The 11,577-nt window shown below is 36.5% G+C and carries 13 protein-coding genes and 1 other annotated feature; of the genes, 2 read left to right on the top strand and 11 right to left on the bottom strand.

What is annotated here, in order from left to right; translation table 11 throughout:
• On the top strand, positions 1–240 hold a 240-nt coding region (locus tag GH715_RS21335), incomplete at its 5' end, for a hypothetical protein (RefSeq protein ID WP_205601843.1).
• 14 nt (positions 241–254) lie between these two features.
• Here GH715_RS21335 and ileS read toward each other — a convergent pair.
• From ileS to GH715_RS08165, 8 genes are all read right to left on the bottom strand, one after another.
• Positions 255–3,014 carry an isoleucine--tRNA ligase gene (ileS, locus tag GH715_RS08200; protein WP_153837050.1) on the bottom strand — a complete coding sequence of 920 codons (2,760 nt, stop codon included), beginning with the start codon at positions 3,012–3,014 and terminating at the stop codon, positions 255–257.
• Between the two features lie 326 nt (positions 3,015–3,340).
• Positions 3,341–3,559, bottom strand: a binding site (T-box leader).
• Positions 3,560–3,618: 59 nt separating this feature from the next.
• The gene (locus GH715_RS08195; protein WP_163578543.1) at positions 3,619–4,134 is read right to left on the bottom strand and encodes a DivIVA domain-containing protein; all 516 of its coding nucleotides are present in this window, start codon (positions 4,132–4,134) and stop codon (positions 3,619–3,621) included.
• Between the two features lie 85 nt (positions 4,135–4,219).
• The gene (locus GH715_RS08190) at positions 4,220–4,993 is read right to left on the bottom strand and encodes a YlmH family RNA-binding protein (RefSeq protein WP_153837049.1); all 774 of its coding nucleotides are present in this window, start codon (positions 4,991–4,993) and stop codon (positions 4,220–4,222) included.
• Positions 4,994–5,001: 8 nt separating this feature from the next.
• Positions 5,002–5,286, bottom strand: coding sequence for a YggT family protein (locus GH715_RS08185; RefSeq protein WP_018932753.1), 285 nt, complete (start codon positions 5,284–5,286; stop codon positions 5,002–5,004).
• A 9-nt stretch (positions 5,287–5,295) separates the two neighbouring features.
• Entirely contained in the window at positions 5,296–5,730 is a 435-nt protein-coding gene (locus tag GH715_RS08180) for a cell division protein SepF (protein WP_153837048.1), read from the bottom strand.
• Positions 5,731–5,742: 12 nt separating this feature from the next.
• Positions 5,743–6,423, bottom strand: a complete 681-nt coding sequence (locus GH715_RS08175) for a YggS family pyridoxal phosphate-dependent enzyme (protein ID WP_153837047.1) — start codon at positions 6,421–6,423, stop codon at positions 5,743–5,745.
• 23 nt (positions 6,424–6,446) lie between these two features.
• Positions 6,447–7,247 (bottom strand): peptidoglycan editing factor PgeF, encoded by an 801-nt coding sequence (pgeF, locus tag GH715_RS08170; RefSeq protein WP_163578542.1) that lies wholly within the window; start codon positions 7,245–7,247, stop codon positions 6,447–6,449.
• A gap of 63 nt (positions 7,248–7,310) precedes the next feature.
• Complete coding sequence (locus tag GH715_RS08165; protein WP_153837045.1) at positions 7,311–7,604, bottom strand: YlmC/YmxH family sporulation protein; 294 nt, start codon at positions 7,602–7,604, stop codon at positions 7,311–7,313.
• Positions 7,605–7,726: 122 nt separating this feature from the next.
• Here GH715_RS08165 and GH715_RS08160 point away from each other — a divergent pair, with 122 nt between their 5' ends.
• The gene (locus GH715_RS08160) at positions 7,727–7,900 is read left to right on the top strand and encodes a YfhD family protein (protein WP_018932758.1); all 174 of its coding nucleotides are present in this window, start codon (positions 7,727–7,729) and stop codon (positions 7,898–7,900) included.
• Between the two features lie 351 nt (positions 7,901–8,251).
• Here the strand turns inward: GH715_RS08160 and sigG are convergent, their stop codons facing one another.
• The 3 genes from sigG to spoIIGA all read right to left on the bottom strand — a co-directional run bounded on the left by sigG (position 8,252) and on the right by spoIIGA (position 10,765).
• Complete coding sequence (gene sigG / locus GH715_RS08155) at positions 8,252–9,031, bottom strand: RNA polymerase sporulation sigma factor SigG (RefSeq protein ID WP_018932759.1); 780 nt, start codon at positions 9,029–9,031, stop codon at positions 8,252–8,254.
• 93 nt (positions 9,032–9,124) lie between these two features.
• Positions 9,125–9,844 (bottom strand): RNA polymerase sporulation sigma factor SigE, encoded by a 720-nt coding sequence (gene sigE / locus GH715_RS08150; protein ID WP_153837044.1) that lies wholly within the window; start codon positions 9,842–9,844, stop codon positions 9,125–9,127.
• A gap of 27 nt (positions 9,845–9,871) precedes the next feature.
• A complete protein-coding gene (gene spoIIGA / locus GH715_RS08145; protein ID WP_153837043.1) occupies positions 9,872–10,765 on the bottom strand; it encodes a sigma-E processing peptidase SpoIIGA in 894 nt (297 codons plus the stop codon).
• Positions 10,766–11,577: the final 812 nt, after the last annotated feature.

Here is an 11,577-nt window from a genome sequence, read left to right as displayed (position 1 = left end):
GGAGACTCCTGTGGGACAGTGAGAGCTGAAGATCCACTTGGTGAAGTGCCATTCTTCACCAAGTTAGCTAAAAACTGCCCACGGAAAGCGGAGTATTCTGCCGGAGCGTATGTGAGCACTCATCATCAATCAGATTGGAAGAAGGCCTCACTCTACAAAATTTTCATTACTTCGCAGTATATATCTACTACGATATTTCTATGTGGAATAGAAAAGCAACTATCTTTATGTGGAAGATAGTTGCTTTAATATTACTATTCTACAAGGTCTGCATAGTTTTCTTTTACTACCGTTGCACAACGCGTACATAATGTCGGATGATCTTGGTCTTCACCGATGGTATCTGAAATCACCCAGCAGCGTTCACAGGTTTCCCCTTCATGTTTACTAATTTTTAATGTAACATGTTCAAACGTTTGACCATCTGTTAGTTCATCAACTAGTTCCACATGAGAAACAATTAACAATTGATGTAAATACGGTACTTCAGCTAATAACGTTGCTACCTTATCATCATTTGCTTTGATAGTTACAGACGCCTCTAATGATTTACCAATTACTTTTTCTGCACGCGCTTCTTCTAATGCTTTCAAAATATCATCACGTACATTCATAAATTGTGACCATTTAGCAGCTAATTGCTCTTGGTCTTTGATTTCTCTTGCTTCTGGCATATCCGTTAGCTGTGGACTTTTTGCTTCCACATCTGGAATATAACTCCACACTTCCTCCATTGTATGAGTTAAGATCGGTGTTAGCAACTTAACTAAGGAAGTGATGATTTCGTGATAGACTGTTTGAATGCTACGTCTTCTATGATTATCCTCTGCCTCGATATAGAGAATATCTTTTGCAAAATCTAGATAGAAGGAGCTTAAATCAATCGTACAGAAATGATGAATCGTTTGATATACTGTTGAGAAATCATATTCATCATAAGCTTTGCGTGCCTTGTCAATCACTTGTTGCAGACGGTATAACATGTAACGGTCGATTTCTTCCAATTGTGCTTCTTCTAGACGGTTTTCCAGGGTGAAATCAGATAAATTACCTAGTAAGAAGCGGAACGTATTTCGAATTTTACGATATCCTTCTGACGTTTGCTTAATAATCTCATCGGAAATACGAACATCTGCCTGATAATCAACAGAAGCTACCCATAAGCGCAGAATATCTGCACCGTATTGTTTCATGATTTTAGAAGGCACAACTACATTTCCTACTGATTTACTCATTTTACGACCATGACCATCTAATGCGAAACCGTGACTGATTACTGTTTCATATGGAGCTTTACCTGTTACGGCCACAGCTGTTGAAATCGATGAGTTAAACCAGCCACGATACTGATCAGAACCTTCTAAATAAACGTCTGCAGGTCGTTGTAGATCTTCTCTTCCTTCCAATACGCCTTGATGAGAGCTACCAGAGTCAAACCATACGTCCATGATATCCATTTCTTTCGTAAATTCTCCATTTGGACTGTGTTCAGAAGAGAATCCTTCCGGTAGTAAATCTTTCGTATCCCACTCAAACCAGATATTAGAACCATGCTCTTCAAATAGTTTGGCAACATGATTGATTGTTTCGTCATTAATGATTGGTGTTTTATCTTCACCGTAAAATACTGGGATTGGCACACCCCACGTACGCTGTCTAGAAATACACCAATCTTCACGATCACGCACCATATTAAATAGTCGCGTTTCACCCCATTTTGGTAACCAGTTAATCCGGTTAATTTCCGCTAAAATATCTTCTCGGAAATCTTTGATCGATGCAAACCACTGATTAGTCGCACGGAAAATCGTTGGTTTTTTCGTACGCCAGTCATGTGGGTAGGAGTGAGTGATAAAGGTAAGTTTTAGCAGAGCATTGTTTTCTTCAAGTTTTTCAGTTACTTGTTTGTTAGCAGCATCATAGAATAACCCTTCGAAACCTGGCGCTTCCTCAGTGAAAACTCCTTTTTCATCAACCGGGCACAATACATCTAAACCATATTGCTTACCAACAATAAAGTCATCTTCCCCGTGGCCTGGAGCAGTATGAACAAGTCCTGTACCACTTTCCGTAGTTACGTGCTCACCTAAAATAACTAAAGATTCACGATCATAGAAAGGATGCTTTGCTACTAGCTTGTCGGCTTCCTGACCTTTAAATGTTTTAACTACTTCTGCTTCTTGCCACTCAAGTGTATCTTTTAAATCACTTAACATATCATGTGCGACAATATATTTTTCTCCAGCTTCTTTTACAACTGCATATTCCAGATCAGGGTGTACCGAAATCGCTAGGTTTGCTGGAATTGTCCATGGTGTCGTTGTCCAGATGATAAATTTTTCATCTCCATCTAATAAATCTTTACCATCTTTCACATCAAATGTTACATAAATAGATGCTGAACGCTTATCTTGATATTCAATTTCCGCTTCTGCTAAAGCAGATTCTGATGATGGGGACCAGTAAACAGGTTTTAGCCCTTTATAGATATAGCCTTTTTTAGCCATTTCTCCGAATACTTTAATTTGTGCTGCTTCGTAGGACTTGTTTAATGTGATATAAGGATTTTCCCAGTCCCCTCTGACACCTAACTGCTTAAATTGATTTCGTTGATTATCAATTTGCTTTAATGCATACTCCGCACATTTTTGTCTGAATTCCGCAATGGTCATTTTTTTGCGGTTCACTTTCTTCTTAGCAAGTGCTTGCTCGATTGGAAGACCGTGTGTGTCCCAGCCTGGCACATATGGTGCGTGGAATCCTGCCATTGATTTATATTTGACAATAAAATCTTTTAATACTTTGTTTAGTGCATGCCCCATATGGATGTCTCCATTGGCATATGGAGGTCCATCATGTAATACGAACAATGGTTTTCCTTCTGTTCGTTGTTGTACTTTTTCATACAGATTTTCTTCATCCCACTTTTTCTGCATTTCTGGTTCTTTGTTAGGTAAATTACCACGCATCGGAAATTTCGTTTGTGGCATTTTTAATGTTTGTTTATATTCCAATTTAACTCCTCCTTATTCTTATTTGCAAAAAGCTGCGAACTTGTAAAATGTTTGTTGAGCGGACATTTAGTGCGTTATTTGACGGAATAACGACCGTTTTTCGGAGTTGGCGGACATCTAATCCCTTATTTGGTTATTTTTCAAAAGAATTAGCCTTATTTTCGATAAATAACGAAATAGATGTCCACTAGTATCCTAAAAACGCCTCTTTTTTCACCAATAACGGAACAAATGTCCGCGATCATCCCGGGTTTACGTTACCCTGCTGTTTACCGATGTTGTTCACCGTTTATGGGATCTGATCCAAAAAAGAACTCCTCATCCCGGAAAGGGACGAGGAGTTCTCGCGGTACCACCCTTATAGATAACAGCATTCGTTGTGCTATCCACTCAGTAATTCGTAACGTGAATCACTCGTTTACACTTACTCTATTCAGTGTAACTACTCATGGGTGATCTTCTATTTAGGTACTAAATTAGGCTTACACCATCCCTAACTCGCTTTGTTAGCAATCCAAATATACTCTCCCAATCATAGTATTTCCTTCAAGTATGAAAAGTTTGTAGTAAGAATTATATGTAATAATTTTTATTACGTCAAGAATTAATATTGATTGGACTCTTCTCTTTCCAGATCTTCTTCTTCGTTTTCGATGTCCATTTCAAACAATCCATCCCAATCATTATTTTCTACTAAATCAAGTTGTGCTTCTACCAACATTTTCAATCTGGTACGGAAGACTTTCGCTTGTTTCTTTAATTCTTCTACTTCTAAAGCGATAGATCTTGATTTATGTAGTGCTTCATTAATGATTCGGTCTGCATTTTTCTCTGCTTCTTTTATGATTAATTTAGATTCCTTTTTGGCATTTTCTTTTACTTCTTCTGCAGTCTCCTGTGCGACCAGAATCGATTTGTTTAACGTCGTTTCGATATTGGAAAAATGGCTAAGCTTTTCATTTAATTGATCGACTTTTTCTTTTAAATCTTTCTTTTCACGAATAACTGTTTCATAATCTTTGATCACTTGATCAAGAAATTCATTTACATCATCTTCATCATAACCCCGAAAACCTCTAGCAAATTCCTTGTTATGAATATCGAGTGGTGTTAAAGGCACATCGGCCACCTCCTATTAGATGTCATTCTTTATACAATATCTTATCATACTTTATTGACAAATCACTAAAAAATTCAACAAAAAATTATAATAATTTTTCAAAAGTGATTCTTATTTTATCTTTTTTGGTACGACCTTGTAATTCAGTAATCCTGGATCTACCTTTACCTCTAATCGATATAAGATCTTCTTCTTCAAGCATAAAGGAAGGCTGATCAATGGTTTGGAAATTTACCTTCACTAGACCTTTCTTGATCAGATTTAACGCTTGTTGTCTGGACATTTGGTATATTTCTTTGATGATTACATCTAAGCGTAAAGATGCGCATGTTGCTATTCGTGATTGCCAAGCATCTTGAGATGGCAGTCTTTCGGTCATTGGAACTCTTTCAAAAGTGACTCCTGCCTTCTTGATTGACGTGACATTTGTAATAAGATAAGTTGTTATATCTGATGCTACAAGAATTTGAATAGTATCATCGTGAATAACAATATCACCCAGCTTTTTTCGTTTGATACCAGCAGATAAAAAAGCGCCTAAAACGTCTCGATGTTCAATGGAAACAAATTTTTGCGGAAATGTGGCTTGTAATAACTCCACTTCAAAACTCGCTTCATTGATTTCTTCATAAAAAGGGGCGAGTATAGCTCGTCTTCGTTCAGCTGATTCCCATCCTCCAAAGAAAGCTAACTGCAAATCTTCATCATTTCCAATTATCATTTCAAAAATCTTTTGTTCCCTTGGGTGTAGAAAATCAATTACTTTTCGCTGATATCTAGTCGTTACTTCATCACGCCAAGACAATACTTGGTCGATAAAAGGGTATTCCTCTTGCCTAAAATGTTGATATAAATCCATAGGATCACCTATATACCGATTACGATATAAAGGAAGTTATAAAATAAGAAATTTAACCCTCGCAAAGCGAATTGCAATACAAATAGTGCCACAATCGGTGATATGTCAATCATACCACCAATTGGCGGAATAATTTTCCGAAATGGTTCCAAATACGGCTCTACGATCGAACCTAACATTTGACCAAAAGAGGACTCCCTAGCTCCTGGAAACCAAGACATCAAAATATAAATAATAATCGCATATGTGTAAATCGTCATCGCATAATATAAAATATCATGTAATAATCCCATTTTAACTAATTACCACCTTTGTTCTGGATCTGCTTCTTCCATTATTTCCGTAATATTTCCGGATATTTCAATGTTTTCTGGGGTACATAAAAAAGTTTGTGAACCTAGCTTTTTAATTTGACCAGATACAGCATAAACTGTTCCACTCATAAAATCAATAATTTGTCTTGCCTGTTGGGTATCCACTCGTTGTAAGTTAATCACAACCGATCTCCGATTCACAACATGATCAGCAATATCTTGTACCTCATTGAATGATCTGGGTTCAAATAAAACCATTTTCGCACTTTTTTGAACTGATTTTAAACTGACAACGTTGGCTTTCTCTTCTTTTCTTTCGCTTCGTCTCTGTGGTTTATCCTCTTGTTCTATTTCTTCTTCGATGATCTCATACTCTTCATCTTCAATTCCGAAGAAATTACGGAACTTACCCTTCATACTCATCATTCATCACCCCTATTCTTCATATGGGCCCACTAAACTGGAACCAATACGTATATGAGTAGCACCTTCTTCAATTGCAACCTGGTAATCATTACTCATTCCCATAGACAAATACTGACACGGTGCATGGTCCCATCCCTTTTCTTGAATAGTATTCTTTATCTTATGTAAGGATTGGAAGACATTACGCAATATCTGTTCATCATCTACATGCGGAGCCATCGTCATTAATCCGACTACTCTAATCTTTGGGTAGTTTTGTAACGTGTCAATAAACGACTCAACTTCTTCTAGTTGTAGTCCATGCTTCGATTCTTCGCCACTAACATTCACTTGAACAAAACAATCAACAGGCTTGTCTGTTCGTTTATTAATTTCTTTAGCTAATGATTTTCGGTCTAATGAATGAATATAGTCTATCTTATCAATAATGTCTTTTACTTTACGGGACTGTAGCGTACCAATAAAATGCCAAATTGCTTGTTCTCCTATATTCTCGTGTTTCTCAAGAAAACCTTCCATTCGATTTTCACCTAAATGGCGAACCCCAGAATGAACGGCTTCTATAGCTCTTTCTATTGTAACATATTTTGTTACCCCGATAATGGTGATATCTTCAGGATCCCGTCCCGCTTTCTCGCATGCATGTTTGATATTTTCCTGTATTTGTGTGAGATTTTCTGCTACTGTCATGTTTAAAGCTCCTTTCATCACCGTTAAACGAATGCAATAAAACCCATCATTCGGCCAGTAGGGTGCTGGTCTCTTCGATGAGAGAAAAATGATGAATGATGTGATGTGCAATACTTGGAAATATGTATATGATCGGGTGAAACCCCTGCATCCACTAATAATCGATAGTTTAAATCTTTTAAATCTAACTGGTATTGGTCATCTGCCCCTTGATAAGAATCAACATATTTTGCATCAATATGCTGAATAACATGATCATTTACTTGATAGCACGAGCCGCAAATACTTGGTCCAATCACAACCTCAATATCTTTTACATCAGAAGACAATTGTTTAAAATGATCGATTGTTTTTTTTGCAATATTGGAAACAGTCCCTTTCCAACCTGCATGTGAAATAGCAACTGTTCCTTGCTTCCTGTCAGCGAAAAATAATGGAACACAATCTGCAAACAATGCGGTACACAACACATTTTTTTCCGTTGTAATTAAACCATCAGTTTCTGGTATTGCATCCTCTCTGGAAAATGCTCCACTACCACTATCTTTTGATTGAATAAACTGCACATGATTACCATGTATTTGGTCTGCCATTACCCACTTGTCTAATGAAAATGAGATCATTTCCGCTACACGTTGTCGGTTTTGTAACACATCGCTTGGATTATCCTCTACATGAAAACCTAGGTTATTACTTTGATATGGGGGATGACTAATACCGCCCTCACGTGTTGTAAAACCAGCTACAATGTTAGAGTTATTACTCATCCATGGTTTAATCCATAATATTCCTTCATCTTCAAGTTGCATAAAGGGTTCTGTCATCATACCCCTCCTATTTTAGATCATTTTATCATATTTTAGCGTTGTAATACAGTTCGATGTCGATTACTGCTGATAAGTGGATGAAGAATCCTCTTTCTCTTGAACTGGAAGAGTTGGATATTGTCCGTTCTTTTTCACCAAAATAACATCATGTCCTATTTTCATAACATGTTCCCAAGGAATGATGATTTCCCGTGACTCTCCAAAAACTCCAAAAGTTTTTGTTTTTGTTGCCACTACTAAATTAGTTATTTTCCCCATATCTACATTTATCTCAATATCCGTTAAACTCCCTATTTTTGTTCCATCTTCAATATACACAATATCTTTCATTTGTAAAGCGGATAATGTTATCATTTCGCTCCCTCCTTTATATCAATATATATGTCTTGACTTAAAAAATATGGTGTTTATGACAATAAAATTCGCACATGTTCTCTTCATAATGGCACACATTAAGTATACGAGGAGGGATTAATATGGGTAGAGATGAACATAAGAAAAATACTACGAGAAATCCATTAGCACAAACACCAAAAATGGAAAAAACAGATGGAATTGACGTAGAATTCTCTAATGAACTCGCCGACGCAGAAGATTTAGAAGCAAAAGAACGAGGCGAAAGAGCAGACAAAAGAGCCAAGAAGCGATGAAACCTCATCGCTTCTTAACATCATAAAACACACAATATTTATAAACGATGAAATAACGTGGACATAAATTAATTACCTCCATTGGAGCAAACTGTTCCGGAATTCCGATCCTTATCCCCGGAAGAGTCTTCGCTGTTCCGGGGATAAAGTTTTCTCTTCCGAGGATAACGTCTTCTCTTCCATGGATAAACGACTATATCCAGGCAACAGAAATGAATATCCAGGGAAGGGAAAGAGATATCCCTGGAACAGACAGGGATATCCCCGGAAGCGCAGTCCTGTTAACAGATGATCCGCAGTATGTTTTGAATGAATAATAGGAGCAAAACCGCTATGGCTTTGCTCCTATTTTTATTCAAACATTTCTTTATTCATTTCTTTAATTGCAGCTTTTTCCAGTCGTGACACTTGAGCTTGCGAAATACCGATTTCTTCAGCTACTTCCATCTGTGTTTTACCTTGGAAAAAACGTTTGTTTAGTATCATTTTTTCACGTTTATTTAATCGCTGCATACCTTCTTTTATTGACAAATGATTAATCCAGTCGTTATCTTTCACATTGTCATCACTTACTTGATCCATTACATAAATTGGATCCCCACCATCATTAAAAATAGGCTCAAATAAAGAGACAGGGTCCTGAATTGCATCAAGAGCAAAAATCACATCAGTTACTGGTACATCTAATTCTTCTGCAATTTCCATAGGAGAAGGATCTTTTGACGTTTTGTTTAATAATTTCTCTCTTGCATGCAGCGCTTTATAGGCAATATCTCGTAATGACCTGGATACTCTTATCGGATTATTATCACGTAAATACCGTCTAATTTCACCGATAATCATTGGGACAGCATAGGTGGAGAATTTTACATTCTGACTTAAATCAAAATTATCAATTGATTTTAATAAACCGATACAACCGACTTGAAATAAATCATCACCGTACTCCCCGCGATTATGAAATCTTTGAATAACACTAAGTACTAATCTTAAATTGCCATTAACTAATTTTTCTCTTGCAGATTGATCCCCATTCTGCATAGCCTTAAATAAAATTCGCATTTCATCATTCTTTAATACTGGTAAGGTTGCTGTATCTACCCCACAAATTTCTACTTTATGTCTTGTCATTTAATACCCTCCCAATTGGAGATCCTTCTCAAAAATCAGTATCACCAATCGGGAGGTTTTTATGCATCATCCATCATTTACCACATGTGTTTTTCAGACCATTTTATTAAACTCTTTTTGAAGCCTTTTAATAATTTTTTTCTCCAATCGTGAAATGTAGGATTGCGAGATACCAAGTAAATCCGCTACATCTTTTTGGGTCATTTCTTCTTTATCCACTAGACCAAATCTTAACTCCATAATTTGTCTTTCTCTGCCATTTAATTGATCTAACGCTTTTCGTAATAATGTTTTATCAATGCTCTGTTCTAAATCTTTAAAGGTCACATCCTCATCTGTACCTAACACATCTGAGAGTAAAAGCTCATTGCCATCCCAATCCACATTTAACGGTTCATCAAACGAAACCTCTGTTTTTATTTTGTTATTTTTCCGAAGATACATTAATATCTCATTTTCAATACACCTTGACGCGTATGTCGCTAGTTTAATCTTCTTTTCGGGATTAAAAGTATTGATCGCTTTAATTAAACCAATTGTTCCAATACTGATTAAATCCTCAATATTAATACCCGTATTTTCAAATTTTCTCGCAATATAGACAACAAGGCGTAAGTTTCTTTCAATTAACATAGCTCTTGCAGCTTTATCACCTACTGGCAATCGATGAATTAATTCATATTCCTCTTCCTTAGATAGTGGTGGTGGTAATGCTTCGCTTCCCCCAATGTAATAGATTTCGTCTACTTTAAAACCCATTTTCTTCAAAATTTTGTAAAATATCATTTTATATTTTTGTTGTACGATTAGCATTCCTTCCACTCCTTATCCTTTATAATGTCACCCTGTCTGCTGAAAAAGTTTAGGGTGTAGTAAACAATGGTAACTGTTGTCAGCCACTAAATTCCCAAATTGAATACCTATTAAAACCTTCTTGTTTGTCAGTTGGACATTTTTCATATGTATTTCAAGTAAATCCGGTTTAAAAGCCAGCATAAAATTATGTTGCCCACTCACCCCTTGAAAAGGTAAAATTCGAAAAGAGTCCGAAGTAGAATCGAGTATTTCACCTTCCATTAAATTCTGAGCGGATTTTTGCAGTTTCATGATTTCTTCTTTGTCAAACCACTGTTCTAAAATTGTTTGATCGACAATAATGACTGGCGTCTGGGTAAACGGATCTACTAAATGGTTTCCACTATCCAAATATCCAGTTGTTTCGACTTGTTTACCTTTCCACTTAATCGTTACCCGATAGTAAAACTCTTGTTGGAACTGATGCATTTTGTGCTTGTCCATTCGGTATTTTGTAAAGAAAAAGATGATTGGAAATCCAATTAAAACAAATAGGCCATGTATTTCATCATTTGCTAGACCTGGACTTGATAAATAATCTTCAGTTGAAAATAAAAAGTGAATGGCAAATAAGCCACCACCTATCGAAAATGTCATAAAATAAAATGAACAAAGCAATTTAAAATAGATAGCAACGTTTTGAAAGCCAAAAGCAATCCAAATAATAATAAAAGAATGCACTATTTTTAGTATCCATGAATCAATCGGAAACGTTGGAAAAATGAAGGATATTGGTACAATAAGTGAACCAAAAAAACTGGCTATTACTAATCGATACCATTTGGTTATGTGTTTTGTAATCGATTGAGTTAGTAATAGAATCATCCAGTCTATCATGAAATTAAGCAGCCATACGACTTCTACATAAACAACCACCATGTCCTTCCTTTCCAGCTAATTTGAAATAAGCTTTACTTGTCTATTTAGTATAAAGAATAGAAAGAAAGAAGTCTGTCACAGTTTGTATGCAAAAATCATCTAGTTTTCAGAAAAAAAACATAAAAATGTTGAATTACTGAAGAGGCATCTAAGAGAGGTATGCTAAAAACTTATGAAAGCATTTCAATATACTTCGCACTATGTCAACTACATCAAAAAATGATTCTTTTACATAGTAGATATAAACTGCGAAGTAATGAAAGTACTGTTTGACCGAAACTAAATGCACAGTTATCTATGAAGTGATTTTGACATTTATCGTGATCATTACCGCCACTCCGGCTGCCCACTTCCCTTTCCGTGGGGTTTGCCCTTCAGCTAACTTTTTCGAGCCAAAACCGCTCGAAAAAGTGGATCTTCAGGTCAAACAATTCCCACAGGAGTGAAAGTGGGCGGCCTTCGTTAAGATACACAACGCTTATCCGAAAACAGATAGTCGATTTCTCCACCATATGTAGCGTAGGGTACGACTATGTTAAAAGTGCTTTCGCAGACCGATAAGTACTGTAATTAAACAGAAAAGTTTAGTTCCATGAGTTTATTTCTTTCTATAATCAGATAACAAAAATAGCGTAGGCAGAATACGGAGACTCCTGTGGGAACAGCACGAGCCGAAGATCCACTTGGTAAAGTGCTTTTCTTTACCAAGTTAGCTCAAGATCGCCCACGGAAAGCGCAGTATTCTGCCGGGGCGGTTTGTCTGCACTCTCTATGTCAAGAATGGAAGAGAGCAAATACACGTGCAAGTTACT

The sequence above is a fragment of the Gracilibacillus thailandensis genome, from assembly GCF_010994055.1.
In the GTDB taxonomy this organism is placed as follows: domain Bacteria; phylum Bacillota; class Bacilli; order Bacillales; family Amphibacillaceae; genus Gracilibacillus; species Gracilibacillus lacisalsi.
This window is presented reverse-complemented; position numbering and strand designations above follow the sequence as displayed.